The sequence below is a fragment of the Paenibacillus sp. RRE4 genome, from assembly GCF_031844205.1.
Taxonomy (GTDB): Bacteria; Bacillota; Bacilli; order Paenibacillales; family Paenibacillaceae; genus Paenibacillus; species Paenibacillus xylanexedens_B.
In genome coordinates, this window is record NZ_JAUZUT010000006.1 from 1 (window position 1) to 18,121 (window position 18,121).

Consider the following 18,121-nt stretch of genomic DNA (forward strand, 5'->3'; position numbering starts at 1 on the left):
CCTGAGCCAGGATCAAACTCTCCAATAAAGATGAATTTCGTCAGCGACGTTAGACGCTGTGAAACTCATCGGGGTATTGAAAAGAGCGATAAGCTCATTTTGAATCTGACGAGATTAAAAATCTCATTTGTGTTCCAGCTTTCATACAGCCAGATGGCATGTACCAAAGACCTTCACGTCATTCTGCAAGCAGAATGTTTACTCACTCGTTGTTCAGTTTTCAAAGATCAAACTTGTTCCGCAGCTGAATTCATTTCTCTTCAGCAACTTTTATATCATATCACTTCCAAGCCAACTTTGCAAGCTTTTTTTTAAGTTTCTTTCGAAGCTTATTATTATTTGCTTGCCGCACCACATAAGCTGTGTTTTCTTGGCCGGATTTAGAATATACCATAACGTACAACCCTTTGACAACTTGTAAAATATCCCAGTAGGTATTCTTTTAAAAAGATTACTGATTACTATTATATAGGAACTTCAACACACTTGTATAATGAATATTGATACTACACTAATATGTTGCATTCTTTTAAATACTTACTACTACTCCTGCACATCAATTAATAGAATAAGAATAAGCAGGCCATTGTTTCCTTAATGATTATCCTCATGCCTGCATCCATTATATCACCCTATCATCCATTGTTATAGTTAAAGCTACCCTTGGTATCATGTACTCATTTATTCTAGTCTCTAAACAACCGCACTTACTTCCTCCCCTACTTCATCCCATCGAAAAATCTGGCCATTACCACGGTATCGTAATACTGTCCATCCGCATGCCGTCGATCTCGCTTGAGTACACCTTCAATCTCAAAACCGTCTGCCTCATATAATCGTATCGCTTTATCATTCGTCGCAAGTACCTTCAACGTTACCTTTTCAATCCCTTGTTGTTCTACCCATTGTAAGGACGACTCCAATAACTCTTTTCCTATGCCATATCCCCAGAAAGAACGGGCAACACATACTCCAAACTCAACCTGATGCGAAAAACGCTTTAACTCAGATCCGGCACACCTGCAGTACCCGACAATATCACCCGATGCCACTGCAACCAGAAACAGATGGTTACGCTTTGCGGTATCCATGCGAATCAGCTCTCTGAAACCAGCAACATCAATGAAGGCTTCTCCCGCTTCACGATCCATGTTTTCCGTCTCTCCGTCCAGCTGCACACGAAGTGAGCACAACGTATCCGCATCCTTTTCCACGGCTGAACGAATGGTATATTGCATCCCTTTGACTCGATACTCCTGGTCATCAATGATCATTTTGCCCCTCTCACACCTTTCACGCTTATCATTAAACAACATTATTTACTCCGGTTAGGGTACATTCTATACTCTCGTTGCGTCATTCTCCACTTAATAATGCTCTTTTCAGTGCAATTACCTAATTCAATCTGGCTCGGAACCCCGAATCTTCAACTTGCCAGACTGACAACTCTTCCACCTCAACCCACCTCTGACGGGCTTTTCCCCGTTAACATCTTGAACACCTGGCTAAAATACGTCGCATTTCGGAACCCCGTCATCTCACTGACTTCGTACACCATATAATGTCCCGACTGCAAAAGCTCCACTGCCCGCTGGATACGATACCCGTTCAGATAGCTGACAAAATTCTCTCCCGTTACCCTTTTGAATAGCTGGCTTAAATACTTGGGGTGCACAAAAAGACCTTTGGCGATGGCCTCAAAACTGATTTCCTCTGCATAATGCTCCTCTACGTATTGTTTCACTTGTGCGATAAGCTTGTTGCTTTTCTTCTCCCCCATCTCCTTCCGGATCTGCTCCAGCCATCCCTTAATGACGCCATCCATCCAGTTTATGAGATCATGCAAGGCATATTTAGACTGTATTTCACGCAGAAAATCACTCATCGTGAGTGGCGGTGTCAGCAACGGATGTTGCTTTTTCCAGCTGTGCATCATCGTATCAAATAAACTAACCGCTACCACCTGGGTATCCTGAATGCTCGCACAGTTCCCCTCTTGCAGCGATTGGAATAGTTGATGCCAGACCTCCTCCGCCTCATTAATACGTAGATCAGTCCACGCCTCATCCCACTGATGGAGCAGCAAAGAGTAATCCGTAATACTCTGCTCCACCCCTTCCGCTGTTTCCACATGATATATGCGGTTCCCGCCCTGAAACTCGGCTCGTTCTACAGCTTCCCTGCTCTCCAGATAAGAGTCGATAACCTCGCAGGGATGATCTTTCACCCGACCAATGCCGGCGCTAACTTCAATTTTCAGATACGTAAAGATTTGATCAATCATCTGGCCTACGAGAGCCTGCAAGTCCTCCAAATAATCCTTGTCTCCGAGCATAACGAGCACAAATACCTGGTCAGAATAATCCACCACCTCTACCTGGCCATTTGCCATCCTAGCGGCCTGCTGCTTTACGGTCTCCTGAATGATATCCGCCGCTCCATAACGTAACAGTTGCCAGTCCCGCTCTTTCATACGTGTCATAAACCCCGGACGATTCAGCTGCAAACTGACTGCACGAACTTTATCATAGATTGCAAATCCGATATATTCCATCCGTGCCTCGGGTAATTCGTCCGCTCGATAACGTGTAGTCAGCAACTCATGAAGGAACTGTTTGCGTAAGTATGGGAGCACGCGTCCCGCTTCTTGTTTGTACGTCCGCTCCAGCCGCTCTCGTCGCTCTCGCACATCTTGTTCCAGTAACACCTCCCGCAGCACTGACTCAATCTCCTCCACCTCTGCTGGCTTTAGCAAAAAGTGATTCACGCCCCAGCGCATAGCCGCTCTGGCGTTTTCGAATTCGTCATATCCGCTAAGGATGATAATCGGCAAGTGGGGATAGTCACGCCGCAGTTCCTGCGTAACTTCAAGCCCGGTCATACCCGGCAAGTATACGTCGGTCATGACAAGATCCGGATGCACGCAGTGGAACAGTTCAAGTGCGTCCACCCCGTTTGCCGCTGTACCAGCAATACTCAGGCCCAAGGAGGGCCAGTTAATATGCTCGGTCAGCGCTTTAATAATATGCGGGTCGTCATCGACAAGCATAATGGTTTTCATCATTTTTCACCGTCCAGCCACAGATTTAATTGCTCTTCGGTCTCAATGCGCGGTAGTGTAATCTCCACTTCGACACCGCCTGAACTTCCATTCCGTAGTTGCGCGCCATACCTTTGTCCACAATACAACTGAATGCGTTGATGTACATTACGAACACCGATACCGCGCGCATCCTCCATGTTCCAATCCTCCGGCAAACCTTGTCCATTATCCGTGATTCGAATGGTGATGTCAGCAACAGATCCTTCCGCCGGGGCAATACATACTTGGATACGCAACGTTCCTTCTGATGGATGCCCATGCATCACGGCATTTTCAATAAAGGGTTGCAAGATGATCTTGGGGATGTGGCACCCACGTATACGTGGATCAATGCGCTCCTCATATTGAATCGAGAACGGTAAGCGTTCAGATTGAATGCTGACGTAACAACGGGCATGCTCTAATTCATCCCTTACACGGATAAACAACCGGCCCCCACTCAGCCCAATCCGTAGCAGCTTGCTCAATTGCACAATCATACGACTAATGTCCTTCGCTTCATAATCAAGTGCACGCCAGTGAATCATATCCAGCGTATTGTATAGGAAATGGGGTTTGATCTGAGCCTCAAGTAAGCTGGTTTGTGCTTCCCGTTTCGCTCGGCTCTCTTCCTTGACCTGCTCCATCAGCATCGTAAGCTGTGAAGCCATATGGTTAAAACCATACGCGAGATGGGCGTACTCCTCTGTAAACGACAGTTTTACACGCGTATCGAAGTCCCCTTTTTCAAGCTGTCTCATTCGTTTGATCAGTTGGCGCAGAGGCCGAATAATCTGCCGTACAAACAAATATGCAAGCACAGCCGAGCATAACAGTCCAAACACGGCGATGCCGAGAATCTGCCAGCCTGCTTGGCGCACCGGGGATAACAAGGTATATACAGGAATGGTCTGCACAAGACGCCACTGAAGCATAGCAGGTCTGGAGTACAGCACCAATTCTGCTCCACCCGGTTGACCTGATACCACCTCGAATCCATCTTCCCCAGGCCGAGCATGCTCCTGAATCCAGGCACTATCTATAATAGAAGAAGATGAATCGGTCCCATCCACCGTTCCTTGAATTATAGTCTGTTTTTCTCCAGAACGTGATCGATCTTCTTGATCAGACGCAGCTGCACTCCCCCCTGACGGATCCGATTTCCCCATCCGCATCACCACATTGCCTGCGGTATCGACCAGTAGCACTTTGCCATCGAGCACCATTGGAACATCGGCAAACCTGCGTACGATATCCGCTCTGCTTAGACGAATGAGTACGTAAGCGACCGTCCCCCCTCGACTGTCATAGATGCGCTGTGCATATCCCACTAAAGATTGCCCTGACTCATTTTCACCTAACGGAACCCAGGCTGCGTCCGCTTTATCCAGTGCTGCAAACCATGAATCATTCGATATAACATCTACAGGGAAAATACGGTCAGCCATCGTCACCGTCACTTCATTAAAGGCATCGGTGTACAGCTCAATCGAGGTAATCCCATCACTCACCACCATGGTATGATCCAGAATTTTTGAAACCTCTCTCCGCTGATGAATCTGTGCCAACCTGCCCGTACGGGATGTATCCAGCAAATTGGACAGCTCCCTGTTGCTTGCAAGCCCATAGGCCGTGCCTGTTACCCCAGTAATAAAATCAAAGCCCCGCCTGGTGCTCTCATTCAAAAGAGCAAGACGTGCTTTGCTGATTTCGGCAAATGTGACCGCCGAGAAAGATTGGTAGGCCAGCCATACAATAATGGAAACAAGCAACAAATTAAACGCAATAAAGCAAGTCACCATCAATGTGGAGAGCTTGCTTTGTTGTAACTTTTGAAGAATGTAGGTAGAGCATCTTGTTTTTCGCACTCGGAATCAACTCGTTTCGTCTTGGAATTACCCTTTGAGCCCAGAGGTCGCGATTCCTTCCACGAAGTACTTCTGACACACGATAAATACGATAAAACATGGCACAAGGGATAAAACAGACATGGCAAACATCGGACCCCAATCGGACTGTGAGCTCGAATCCAGGAACAGGCGTAGTCCCAGCGGAACGGTGTACTTGCTCACATCGCTCAGGTAGATCAATTGACTGAAGAAATCATCCCATGTCCACAAGAACGTAAAGATCATCGTCGTTACCAGTGCCGGAAAAGCGAGCGGGATAATGATTTTGGTATAGATTCTTACCGGGCCACAACCGTCGATCGTCGCAGCTTCATCCAATTCCCGAGGTAATCCCCGGAAAAACTGTACCATCAGGAAGATGAAGAATGCATCCGTTGCCAGCCATTTTGGTACAACAAGCGGCAAGTACGTATTCACCCACTCCAACTTATTAAAGAGAATATACTGCGGGATTAGCGTAACATGATGCGGTAGCATAATCGTCATCAGCATTAGCCCGAAGCAGATCGCTTTGAAGCGGAAGTTTAGCCGGGCGAAGGCATAGGCGGCCATCGAACAGGAGATCACATTGCCCAGCACGGCTCCAAGCGACAGAACCACGGAGTTGGTCAGAAATTTGGAAAAGGCATTCCCTTGAGCACCGGACCAGCCTGTCATGTAATTTTGCCAATTCCACTCCTTTGGCCAGAACCAGGTCTCTGTAAAAATCATATGCCCCGGCTTGAACGAGCTGCCCAGCATCCACAGAACAGGATAGAGCATCACAAGGGCAATACCTGAAATCAGTACATGTTTGGTGACAATCCATGCTACGGAGTTACGTTGTCCAATCATGATTTTCCACCATCCTCATAGTGTACCCACAACTTGCTGCTGCGGAATACGAGCAATGTAAATACGCCGATCAGGATTACCAGCACCCACGCCATGGCAGAAGCATAACCCATCTGGAAGAAGGAGAACCCTTTTTTGTATAGATAGAGAGAGTACATCAATGTGGAATTTACCGGACCCCCGCTGCCGTTACTGATAATGAAAGCCTGTGTGAACGATTGAAAGGACGTAATCAGCTGCATAACTAAGTTAAAGAAGATGACAGGTGACAGGATCGGCAATGTGATATAGAAAAATCTCCGCATCGGACCCGCACCGTCTACCGCAGAAGCTTCATCATACTCCGGTGGAATCTGTTTGAGCCCTGCCAGGAATATGATCATGGATGAACCGAACTGCCATACAGACAACAGAACAATGGAATACAGTGCGTACTTCGGATTAGCAACCCAGTCAGGTGCTTTAATGCCTACCATCGCCAGTACGCTGTTGAGCAATCCGTCACCGCCCAGCATTTTACGCCACAACATTGCGATAGCTACGCTACCTCCCAGCAATGTCGGGATGTAATACACGGTGCGGTATATGCCAAGTCCGCGAATGCCTTTGTTGAGCAGCATCGCGACAAATAGGGCAAAAATCAGTTTGAGTGGAACGGAGACAGCAACGTAGGTAAATGTCACCTGAAGTGACTTGGTGAACAGCTTGTCAGACGTAAACATGGTGACGTAGTTATTCAGACCAACCCAGTTCGGGGCCGCCAGGATACTATAATCGGTAAAGGAAATGTATAACGAAGCAAGCATGGGACCCAGGGTCAGAAATACTAATCCGACAAGCCAAGGGGCGAGAAAAAGCAGTGCGGCTCCATTATGGGCGTATCGACGTTTCATGCGCCGGGCGGCTACTTTCTCGATTCTGGCTTGACTGACCTGTGATGTCGTCATTTTCGCAACCTCCCCGCAGTATTTGAAGTTAATCAGAACGGTTTCTGCCAGTTGTATCTGTAAATATATCTACGCGATATATTTACAGATACAGATACAGGTTAAACTCGTCTAGCTACAAGTTACATTCTCTTTACTGGCTTGATCCAAGCGTTGCTTTGGCACCCTCAATAAACTGGGCAATGATGTCCGTCATACTACCTTGGCCAAAAGCGATCTGTTCGCTTGCACTTTTGAAACTCGTGTCTACTTCAGCAAAACCTTGCGGGTATGGTGGGCTAATTTCACTGGAATGCTTTGATACAGTGTCAATGAATTGGAAAATGACTTTTTCTCCCTCTGACAGCTTCGGTTGCATCTGCTCACGGATGCTTGCATTGACCGGTACACCGCGCTCTGATCCAAGAATCGCTGTCGCTTCAGGGTCATTCACCATAAAGTCAATGAACATGGCTACTTCTTTTGGATGTTTGGATTTGGCATAACCGGACAGGAACTGGCCTGGCTTCAGATACTCGCCGATCCGTTGTTCGTTCACACCATGTGGCAACACTTGAATGCCAAGCTTATGATCCTGGTTTTTGTTCACTTGTTGGAACGTAAGCAGTTGGTTGGACCACGCAAAGTCCATAGCCGCTGTACCCAAAGAAATCGGTCTGGTTTCAAGTGCATTTGTTGTGGAAGCAGCGACTTCAGCGGATGTAGCCCCTCTGTTCTCACGCAACGCAGCCCACATCTCAAACCACTCTTTTAATTGGTCACTTGTTGCCGTCATGGTACCATCCTCGAACAAACCTTTGCCGGACTGGCGTACAAATACCTCAAACATATTCGTAGCACCGGAAATATCAGCCGAACCGTAGAATCCTTCTCCCTTCGCTGCAGCAATCTTGGCTGCAATGGCCGAGAAGTCCTCCCATGTCCAGCTTTCCTTCGGCTCTTCAATGCCCAGTTGCTGGAATAATGTTGCATCGTAAATGACACCTGGCGCATTCACCCCAAGGGTGATGGCATATAATTTATCATCAATCGATCCGGCTGTAATCATGCTCTTGTCGTGGTCTTTGATGCGTAGCTCTTTATCTGCATAAGGCGTCAAGTCAAGCAAAGCACCGCGCCGTGCAAAGTCCGTCAGAAACGCGTAATCCATCTGGATGATATCCGGAGCGTTCGAGCCTGCAACCTGAGTCGTAAGTTTGTCAAAATATCCATCCCAGCCCGAATATTCAGCTTTAATCGTAATGCCTGGATGTTTCTCTTCAAACAGTTTAATCACTTTGGTTGTCAGATCATGTCTGGTCTGTGATCCCCACCAGGTCATGCGCAGTTCAATTTTGTCGGAAGCACCGCCTTGGCCTGATTCACCGGAAGATGCCGGTGTGCTTGAGGTTCCTCCAGAACAGGCTGTAGCGAATAATAATAGGGACAGGCAGAACAGGGTTACCCACTTTTTGTTGATGATCATGAATGAATTTCCTCCCCTTTTGCTTATATGAAATCGCTTACAAAACTATTGTAATCGCCTGTCCCTTTACATGACATAAACAAAAGTAAGCTATCCTGTCAAAAAAGTAAGGGGTTCATCGGAAAAAAAACCACCGGAAACCACATTCCCGGTGGCGCTCATTCCTTCATGATGGACAAGGAGTAAAATGAAACAGATAGGAAGCTGGTACGACCTAGTTTAACCGGAATGCACGGCAGAAGTTGCAGACTTCGCCGGGCGCGCCGATAAATATTTTTCCATTTGGGCTACCTCTGTTCCAGCCAGCATCATAATCCCGATCCCGTGATTATCATTGGTAACGGTACGCAAATCTTGATCGTAGTATTCAGCCGTGAATGCATATCTTGAGCCGCTACATACACCATGAACGTTCCCTTGACGGTCAATGGCGTTGCTTACCAGCCCCTTCCAGGCCCGCTGAGCCGCTGTAACGTATGCCGAAGGATCTTTAAACCAGCCGAAACGCACACCACGTGCGAAACCATACGCAAACATGGCTGTACAGGAGGCTTCCAGATACGTTTCTGAATGATTCAACACCTGATGCCAGAGCCCGCTTTCGCTTTGCAGTGCTGCATAACCCTCGCATAGCTCGTTGAAAAACTCGATTAAAGCGGGACGCTCCGCGTGATCTTCAGGCAATGCCTCCAGTACTTCCGTCAGGGAGAAAAGAGTCCACCCGTTACCACGCCCCCAAGGAATCTGAGTCGCCTGTTTATATTTGAAATCATATACATGAGACATGATCTTGTATTCAGGCATAAACAAATATTTGCGATACAGTGAAAACTGTTTGGCCGCCTCATCGAGTGCTTCGGATTTCCCTGTCACACGAGCATACCGCACCAAGAATGGTGTACTCATGTAAAGGTCATCCGCCCACATCGTATTCTCGGCATATTCCCCAGCACATGTGCGATAGAACGCCCCGTCCGCTTGACGCTCCAAACGGTTAAGCATAAAGTCTGCGATTCGTTCAGCAATGGGAAGGAAAGTTGGTTCCTTGCATTCCGTATATGATTCCAACATCGCTGAGCCGAAGGAACCACAGTTGTCCAACATTTTCAACATAATTAACTGCTGATTAATAGAAGGGAAACCATACTGCTCACGATCCCATACAGAGTACTCATACATCCGGGTGCATGACTGTACATGTTCTGCGGCATAACGCGTAATATCTGTTCTTTGCATATATCGTCCCGCCTGGAGCAGGCCATAGACTGTGACACCCAGCGGGTAGTCCCAACGTCCGTAGTTGGTTACACTGCCCACGGTCCATTTATTGCTCAGCATCGCATTTTCATAATAAGGTCGGATGAACGTGTCTGGCCGATCCAAACGCCAGTACGTCTGCTCTGCTTGCGAAACGCCGCTCGTCCCTGTACCTTGCTGTCCTGCATTAGTCCGGTACACGCGATCCAAGCGCATCAAGTCTGCAAGTTCCGGCTCGGCTCCAGATTCAAAAGGACCTGCATAGAACCAACATTCCTCCAATGCTCCCTGCACTCGTTGCGGAAGCTCCAACTGAAGAGACTCTGTACCGACGGAAGCTTTCAGGTCAAACCCCCATGAGCCAGCACCGGCTTGACATTCACTTCGTACCAGAAGATCATTTCGGCCAAATGCGGCTTCTACCTGTACTTCAAACGATCCTGCATTTTTTATTGTTGCAACCGACTTGTCCCCGAGCCAGATCTGTATTGGACCAGAGGATTGTCCAGATAATCGAACCGGACGTCCAGAGGTATCACGATTGTTCAGGTGCGTCCATGCATAAGCATGTCTGCCCGGAAGCAGTCCATAGATTCGTTCCAAAGCCGGTTTATTCCGATCGGAAGCAGACCACTGGGTCTCTGGCAACCATTTAAGATCACTCTCTCCTTGACTCGCGAGCAGGTTTGGCTGGGCTTGTGCAGATGTAACAGGTTCAGAGAAGACCCATCCTGCTTGACCAGAACGCTCCTGAAAAGGAGCAAGCACATTAAGAATACGTACTTTGCCCTCATCAGAACCGAACTGGCATCCGAATCCGGCAGGGGTGTTTTTCATCTCCAGCCACACGGTATTCCAGCCAGGCTGAATGTCAATTCCAAGCTTCACCGTGGCATCTGGCGTTATCTCATCAATGACCGTAGAACGGTAGATCAACTCGCTGTTAAAATAAAAACGGACCGGTCCATAGCAACGTACCAGCACATCGAGATTACGGTTCTCATCCCCCCATACCAGTGCTGCGGCATAGGAGATGTGATCTTTCGGCGCATTTGGAAAGCGTTTACCAAGATTCAAATCATAAAGCCCTTTATCATTTTGCAAAATTCCGGAGTGCTGAAACGCCCGATATACGAAATCGGCCTGTGCATTAGCACCAATATATCTTTCGGCAAGCACCTTCAATACCTGCTCCTGATCTTCTCCAAATCGATAATACATGCTCTGCGGTTCACTGAAATACGTTGTCATTGAATGCCACATTCCTCTCATGTTGAAGTACTTCTCCATCTTATAAAGCCCATGCTTGTTTACAGGACGTTGTTCACCTATTTTCAGGATATAGATATAGCGCTTAACCTCAGTAAGGTTGACCCTTTGTGGGGATGACAAAAGTATTACTTTTAACATTCATACCGATTAATAATCCTAGTATAACTGACATAGCTCATGGTGGCTATAGATTTTTGTTTACGCTTACAATACAATCACAAATCATCTCTTCGCTCACCAAAACCATGAAATATATGGTACCTGTTACAATCATGGTTAAAAGAAATTCGAGACGTAGCCGATATATATGAGGTAGTTTAATAACAACTCATACTATTTTGGAAAGGACAGATTTATATTGAATACGCTTGAATCTCTGGTCAATTCGATGCCCTTCGTACGTCAAATGTTCCGTGATGATATCTCCATATCGATCAATGATCATGAAAAGGTATTATATTTCTCCGAAGCCCAAAGTCTAGATATTGGTGTAAAAGCCGGCGACGAACTAGATGATGACTACAAACATTTCAAAATGCTAAGCAACAAGGATTCCCGCACTATTGTGCGTATGCCTGGTGATCTCCAAGGGAGGCCGTTCGATTCCATCCTCATCCCTGTAAAAGAAAACGGACAAGTTGTCGGCATCCTGGGGGTCAACTATGCACTTGATAATCACCTGACACTGGAAACGCTGATTAGCGAAAGTGAAACAACAATCAACTCCCTTGTTGGCGGCATTCAGCAAATTGCAGCTCATTCGGAGCAACTGTCAACAACCTCGGAGGAAATTTTGCGAAATTCTAAAAAGGCATCCGAAAATTCAATTAACGTCACAAAAGTCACTAACGTGATTCGTGAAGTGTCCGAACAAACCAATCTACTTGGATTAAATGCAATGATCGAGGCCGCCCGTGTCGGTGAGCAAGGAGCCGGATTCGGCATCGTAGCTAGTGAGGTCCGTAAACTCTCCGATCATACGAAACAAGCTGCATCGGATATCGAGACCTCTCTGGGCAGTGTGCAACATTCCATGAAATATATGGAACAAGAAATTGGCCAGATTACGACAGCAACTGGAGATCAAGCCAAGCTTGTGACAGAATTTATGCAGAGTATCGAACAACTGAGCGAGACCAGTACGAATTTGAAAAAGTTTGTACAGCAGATGCTCGCGCTTGAGTAAACTTGAGTAATTAACCCTAGTCCTCACGAATTACATAAGAAATAGTCCCATCAAGACACACCAAGAGCCCCCGCTGTCATTCCCTGTTCGGGAAATGAGCGGAGGCTTGCTATGTACATGATTGAATATAGCATTCAGGCGTACACGGGAAAGAGAATGTACGTGCGAAAGCATAAACTCGGAAGATCCTTATATCTCTACCGCAACACCAAAATGATCGGATACGACAGGCCCATTTTTACCATTTAACACAACGTTGGAGGTTTGAGCCTGGATAGGACGATTCGAGAAAATATAATCAATCCTTAGCGGTTGTTCATTATTCGCCCAGCCGGCAATCGCTTTGACTACAGTAGCTCCGTCGTCTTTTTGCCTGGCTGTCGTGTACAGATCATTCCAGCCATGCTCCACCATGTAATCGTAGCCTTGTCCACGAATCTCCGCGACATTGTTGAAGTCCCCCATCAGATACAAGGGTTGATGCATATATGGTGCAAGCACACGCTCGGTTAAATCCCATTGTCCCTTAAAAGGTTCCTGTGCATCATCCCACCAGTTATAATGTCCATTCACAAACCATGTGGATGTGGAATCACCTTCCGGGGTAGTCTCAATCCCGACGATTTTGCGCGTTCGATAGTTGTCATAATCCCGCATGTGGGATACGTATTCGCCGAATGTACGAGTAATGGGTGTCCGGCTTAGAATCGCCAGCCCCTCATCGTATGTACGAAACCCGATATGTGTTGGAATCCAGGTCCAGTAATACGTCTCGGTCAACTGCTGTAGGAGGACATGAGCGTAGTTATCTTTTTTAATCGTCACATCCGCTTCGGTTGCTGTATACGTCTGCAATTCCTCTTGGGTCAGCGCCGTTTCTTGAATCGGCTGGTTTACCTCTTGCATCGATATGATATCAAATTGATGTGTATTGATAAAATCAGCCAGTTGGCTGATCTTGTACCGTTGATTTTCTTCCGCCCAGGCATGGACATTTAATGTAAGGATTTTCATCTCTGTGCTCGCTCCTGTTGTTGAATATAGTCTTGTCTTTATATGGCCGCCGCGCAGCCAGTACTGCTCCTGAAACGAATACATACGTTATAAGATAAGCATACACAATATGGAGTATTCGTGCAGTAGATTCCGATGACGTCTGCACGAGCTTCTCCAGAACTGATATGATAGAAGGTATAATGGAAGGATTGAAACTCTAGGCCGTGACGTCGAAGACGTCATCATTAGTTAACCATGTATACCCCAGGAGATGGAATGATGAACATACCTAAGGATCAGATCATGGATGACACGCAGTGGCAAGCACTGATTCGTGAAGTTGCAGCTCTCTTCAACAACCTGACAATCATGCGTGGATTCCAATATTATAAACAGAAACGTGTTGGATCTATAAACTTCAACGATGCTCAGGCTATTACCGCCGAGGTACAAGGATCAGAATCTTACGAGGTCGTGCTCCGTATGCAGGACTTGTCCAGCAGTTATTGTGCCTGTCCGGTTAACTCTCCATGCAAACATATGGCCGCTGTATTGATGAGTTACGCCGAACAGCAAGGACGCCCCGTTCCTGCACTGGTCAATGCACATGCAAGTACTGCCTTGAAACAAACCAGCAAACCGGCAGGTTCTACTTCTGCGAGAGCTTACAGCTTCGGCGATGTTACGAAACAAGAGGAAGCTATCCAAGACAACTCTTCGGATGGCTACCAGTATAGCGAGATTAAGGAGCGGGCAACCGAACTCGCCGGAATGGACATTACGGAATGGCACGAACTATTTCGAGCGAGCCTCAAACGACTCGGCACAGGAACAGCAACGACGGCCTACGTTCAGGAAGCCGCGGATGAACTATACGCGATCAAACCCAAGATGTCAGTAGCGATGGATCAGCTGTTTGAGCTACATGTTCAGCTTTACCTCATGCGTTACTGTATACCGCCCGCGCGCAATTCAATTACGCATACTCCTGTGTATTTAAGTTACCCTGCCCAGCTGGCAGTAGACGCTCTCCAAAAAGGAATTGAGACCCTTCTGCTCCAGTCGCTGGACTTGTCCGGATTGAAGAGCACGGCACTTGAACAATTCTGGGCAAGGCTGGACGAAACTTCGGCTTATTTGCGGGCAGAGATGTTGCCGGAGACAGCAAATATGATGTTCTTCACCCCTATTTACTCTAAGCTGTGGCTAAACTGGATTGTGCCCTGGCTTCGAGGTAGACAGGCGATGTTGGAGTCAGAACTACTTCTACTGAACGAAGCAGAAGCAAAGATCCTTTCGTCTGGAGGAGCTGTTACCGGCACAGAGAAGAACGCCAGAAAAGTAACTTTGCCATTGCCTCTTGTTCTGGCGCAGAGCTGGATGTACTACCATCTGGAACAAGATTCATCGGCTTGGCAGAAACTCATCCATGGTAGCTCAGCTTATGGTATTCCTCCAGAACACCTGCTGTACTTTCTCCATACATTGACCGATGCGGCTGAATGGACACGTCTGTCCGAATGGCTGGTACAGCTCGGGCCTCTGCTCGCAAACCGCCGTAATGCTCCTTTACAGGATTACATGCGATTGTGGGATATCGCGATTCAGCATGTCCCGGACGCCGAGCACCGGATGTGGGACACGCTGGTCAGCATGCTTCCCCACTCCAGGCCTGCTTATGAGGATGCCATGCATTCGCGAGGACAGTGGCGCAGATGGATTGATTTTCAGCTGAGTACAGGCACTGAGCCTCTCGAATTCCGAGTAGCCGTATTGCAGCCCATTGAGAAAGATGCCCCTGAGTTGCTTTTGCCGTTCTATCATCAGGCGGTGGAGCGTTATATCGTGCACAAGAACAGGGATGGTTATAAAGCCGCAGTAAAGTTGCTGAAACGGCTGTCCAAAATATACAAAAAAATGAAGCAAGAGGAGCCGTGGGAGCAGTTCATCACTGCACTGGCTGTTCGCAACAGCCGTTTGCGGGCCCTGCAGGAGGAGCTTCGGAAAGGTAAACTGATTCCATGAGTCTAATTCACCCTTACACCGAAACGATTGAGGTACACGTAGCTTTGACCGGTTATGGCGATGCGCTATTTTACGGTGCCCTGAATACACATCACTTTGTGTCAGGCCAGTCGTTGAAGCAGCGTCTATTCGCATGGCATGCTCCCTCCTTTTACGGTACGGAGCTTGAAATCCGACAGATTGAAGAGATTGAGCTTGTCGTCTTGCCTGCGGAAGAGGTTCTCCCATTCTTTGCGGAGATGAAGACCCTGATTCATATTGAGTGGAAGTGGGATGAGCAGGCTGAGTACCTGATCCGACTAGCCCCAATACTGTCCTCGTCTATTGATCATCGCAAGTATGTACCCAGCTTTGAGGCTTATCGTGCCGGACAACTGCAATGGACATGGGACTTGGATAGTCTGAAAAAGCAGGATCTGGCTGCACTTCACCAAGCCATGCAACAGACGGACGAAAGTTTCGCTGAAGGACTTGGCGCAGCTTACTCCGCTGCTGTGTTCCAGCGCTGGTACAGCTCCGAAGAAGCGGCCACCGACCTACGGCGGGAGTTCCCGCAGCTCTTCCCCGAGCGCGGAGTGCTTCCGCGAACAGGTGGTCTTGATGCTCGGTCGTGGCTGGTGTCCATCGGCTGGAAAGCCGATGCTGCACCCTTCCGCCCGATGCTGCAATTGCAGGAGCCGGATGAGGACGACTTCTCATGGCGACTGCGTTTGGTATTACAGAACAAGCTGGACGCCGCTGTTCTCGTGCCAGTCATGCTGGATTCACGCGGACGACTGGAGGGCGAGTGGCCCGAAGGTTGGACGCCATTTATTCTGGATCGCTCGGCTGGCTGGCTGGATCAGCTACGTGCGCAACTGCCGCGTCTTGGTAGCTCCATCAGCGGCAGACGAGATATTCTGAGCGATCCGCTGGATGATCAGCAAGCCTGGCAGTTTCTCACCCAAGAGAGCGGTCGCTTGCTAGCCGCCGGATGGCAAGTGCTGTTGCCGGGCTGGTGGGAAGCCGCCCGGAAGAAAAAACCGAAGCTACGAGCCAAGGTAAAACCGGAGGAAGGTAGCGAGCGGGGCCAATCGTTCTTTGGATTGGACTCCATCATTCATTTTGACTGGCGCATCGCCATTGGGGACAGTGACCTTAGCGAAGAAGAATTTGCAGATCTCGTCGCCCGTAACGAACGGCTCGTTCGATTCCGTGGCGAATGGGTGCCGCTGGACCCCGATCTGCTGGAGCAAATTCGCAGAGCGATGGGCGGAGTAGATCGGGAGCAAGGACTCTCGTTCCAGGATATTCTGCATCTTCATCTGCTTCACAATGAACAGCGGGAATATGCCAAGCAGAAATGGAAGGAAGGTCAACAGGCTGAGGGCGGACAGGAAGCAGAGCCATCTCAGTCCAGCGAGAGTATCCGGCTTGAGGTGGAGTTAAATGATCATCTGAACCGGGTCATCGCCCAGCTTGGAGGCGGACAAGGCGGAGCCCCTTCCCTGCCCGTTCCGGAGGGACTTCATGCAGAATTGCGTTCCTATCAGAAGGAAGGCTTCGCATGGCTTGGTTTTCTGCGCAGGTTTGGCTTGGGCGCTTGTCTTGCTGATGATATGGGTCTTGGGAAAACGATTCAGTTCATTACGTATCTGTTGCACATCAAGGATCATGAGCCAAGACTGCCGGGACAAGCACCCGCCCTTCTGATCTGTCCAACATCCGTACTCGGGAACTGGCAGAAGGAAATTAGCCGTTTTGCTCCCTCCATCCGTGTCAGTCTGCATTACGGGGCACGTCGGTTAAACGGAGAAGAATTCCGGGAGCAAGCCGAACAGTCGGATATTATCATTACCTCTTACGCCACGGCGACGCTGGATCAGGAATTACTGGAAAACTATACATGGGCGGCCATCTGCCTCGATGAAGCACAGAATATCAAGAATGCCCAGACGAAACAGTCCGTGGCTGTACGTAGCTTCCCGGCGAAACATCGCATTGCGCTCACAGGTACACCGATCGAAAATCGGTTATCCGAGCTGTGGTCGATCTATGATTTCATCAATCCGGGTTATCTGGGCAGTGCCCGGGCATTTCAAACCCGCTTCATCAGTGCGATTGAAAAGGATAAGGATGAACAGCGCATGCAGGATCTGCAACAGCTCGTAAAACCTTTTATGCTTCGCCGCAAGAAAAAAGATCCGAATATCCAGCTCGATCTGCCGGACAAAAATGAGATGAAAACGTATATTCACCTCACAGGTGAACAGAGTGCATTATATGACCAATCCGTGCAAGCCCTGATGGATAAAATGAAAGAGCTGGAGGGTATCAAACGCAAAGGCGCGATTCTCTCCGCGTTAACCCAATTGAAGCAATTGTGTGACCATCCACTCTTGCTCACCAAGGAAACGTTGCCTGAAGAGCTGCCTGCAGATGACCCGGCAACCTCAACTTATGATGTGTACAGCCCGCAGGACATGGCGATGCTGATCAGCCGCTCGGCCAAGCTGGAACGGCTGATGGAACTTGTCCGCGAGCTACGTGATGAGGGGGAACGATGCCTTATTTTCACACAATATATCGGCATGGGGCAGATGTTACAGCAAGTTCTACGGCAGGAGCTGCAAGAACCTGTACTCTACCTGCATGGCGGCACGTCGAAGACAGCACGGGATCGCATGATTGAGGAATTCCAGTCTCGCACACTGCCTGCGGACAAGCAGCCTTCGGTCTTCATTCTGTCGATTAAGGCTGGCGGTGTCGGCCTTAATCTGACAGCAGCCAATCACGTCTTCCACTTTGACCGCTGGTGGAACCCTGCGGTAGAGAATCAGGCGACAGACCGGGCCTATCGGATGGGACAAACCAAGGATGTACAGGTGCACAAGTTTATCTCTCTCGGTACACTGGAGGAACGCATCGACGAGATGCTAGAGAGCAAGCAACAGCTTAGCGACAACATCATCACCAGCTCCGAGAACTGGATTACCGAACTGTCGACCGATGAGCTGAAGGATTTATTCACGCGTCGCCGGGACTGGTCTGGTTAAACTTGGGGGCAAAATAAAAAAAGAGCGAAGCTTTGGAATGTGGATTCCATCTTTGCTCTTTTTTGCTTTTGTAACGTTGTGGTTTGTGATTAAAGTACCATTCAAAACCTTG

General features: G+C 48.3%; 12 protein-coding genes. 4 read left to right on the plus strand and 8 right to left on the minus strand.

Annotation, left to right across the window (positions count from 1 at the left end):
- Positions 1–315, plus strand: a 315-nt coding sequence (locus Q9R46_RS22355) for a hypothetical protein (RefSeq protein ID WP_311281847.1), incomplete at its 5' end; no start/stop codon positions are given.
- A 404-nt stretch (positions 316–719) separates the two neighbouring features.
- Here Q9R46_RS22355 and Q9R46_RS22360 read toward each other — a convergent pair.
- The 7 genes from Q9R46_RS22360 to Q9R46_RS22390 all read right to left on the minus strand — a co-directional run bounded on the left by Q9R46_RS22360 (position 720) and on the right by Q9R46_RS22390 (position 10,767).
- Complete coding sequence (locus tag Q9R46_RS22360) at positions 720–1,274, minus strand: GNAT family N-acetyltransferase (RefSeq protein ID WP_311281848.1); 555 nt, start codon at positions 1,272–1,274, stop codon at positions 720–722.
- A 182-nt stretch (positions 1,275–1,456) separates the two neighbouring features.
- Entirely contained in the window at positions 1,457–3,064 is a 1,608-nt protein-coding gene (locus Q9R46_RS22365; protein ID WP_311281849.1) for a response regulator, read from the minus strand.
- Positions 3,061–4,950, minus strand: a complete 1,890-nt coding sequence (locus Q9R46_RS22370; RefSeq protein WP_311281850.1) for a cache domain-containing sensor histidine kinase — start codon at positions 4,948–4,950, stop codon at positions 3,061–3,063. Before Q9R46_RS22370 ends, Q9R46_RS22365 begins: the two co-directional genes overlap by 4 nt.
- 27 nt (positions 4,951–4,977) lie before the next feature.
- Positions 4,978–5,826 carry a carbohydrate ABC transporter permease gene (locus Q9R46_RS22375; RefSeq protein WP_145336082.1) on the minus strand — a complete coding sequence of 283 codons (849 nt, stop codon included), beginning with the start codon at positions 5,824–5,826 and terminating at the stop codon, positions 4,978–4,980.
- Entirely contained in the window at positions 5,823–6,773 is a 951-nt protein-coding gene (locus Q9R46_RS22380; RefSeq protein WP_397351819.1) for a carbohydrate ABC transporter permease, read from the minus strand. The genes Q9R46_RS22375 and Q9R46_RS22380 overlap by 4 nt, the downstream gene beginning before the upstream one ends.
- Before the next feature lie 133 nt (positions 6,774–6,906).
- Positions 6,907–8,238, minus strand: coding sequence for an ABC transporter substrate-binding protein (locus Q9R46_RS22385; RefSeq protein ID WP_311281851.1), 1,332 nt, complete (start codon positions 8,236–8,238; stop codon positions 6,907–6,909).
- Positions 8,239–8,457: 219 nt separating this feature from the next.
- Entirely contained in the window at positions 8,458–10,767 is a 2,310-nt protein-coding gene (locus Q9R46_RS22390; protein ID WP_311281852.1) for a glycoside hydrolase family 88/105 protein, read from the minus strand.
- 358 nt (positions 10,768–11,125) lie between these two features.
- On the opposite strand from Q9R46_RS22390, the gene Q9R46_RS22395 reads away from it, so the two are divergent.
- Entirely contained in the window at positions 11,126–11,953 is an 828-nt protein-coding gene (locus Q9R46_RS22395) for a methyl-accepting chemotaxis protein (protein WP_311281853.1), read from the plus strand.
- A gap of 189 nt (positions 11,954–12,142) precedes the next feature.
- Here Q9R46_RS22395 and Q9R46_RS22400 read toward each other — a convergent pair whose 3' ends face one another.
- Complete coding sequence (locus tag Q9R46_RS22400; protein WP_311281854.1) at positions 12,143–12,967, minus strand: endonuclease/exonuclease/phosphatase family protein; 825 nt, start codon at positions 12,965–12,967, stop codon at positions 12,143–12,145.
- 258 nt (positions 12,968–13,225) lie between these two features.
- Here Q9R46_RS22400 and Q9R46_RS22405 point away from each other — a divergent pair, with 258 nt between their 5' ends.
- The gene (locus Q9R46_RS22405) at positions 13,226–14,974 is read left to right on the plus strand and encodes an SWIM zinc finger family protein (RefSeq protein ID WP_311281855.1); all 1,749 of its coding nucleotides are present in this window, start codon (positions 13,226–13,228) and stop codon (positions 14,972–14,974) included.
- Positions 14,971–18,009, plus strand: coding sequence for a DEAD/DEAH box helicase (locus Q9R46_RS22410; protein WP_397386403.1), 3,039 nt, complete (start codon positions 14,971–14,973; stop codon positions 18,007–18,009). The genes Q9R46_RS22405 and Q9R46_RS22410 overlap by 4 nt, the downstream gene beginning before the upstream one ends.
- Positions 18,010–18,121 lie beyond the last annotated feature (112 nt).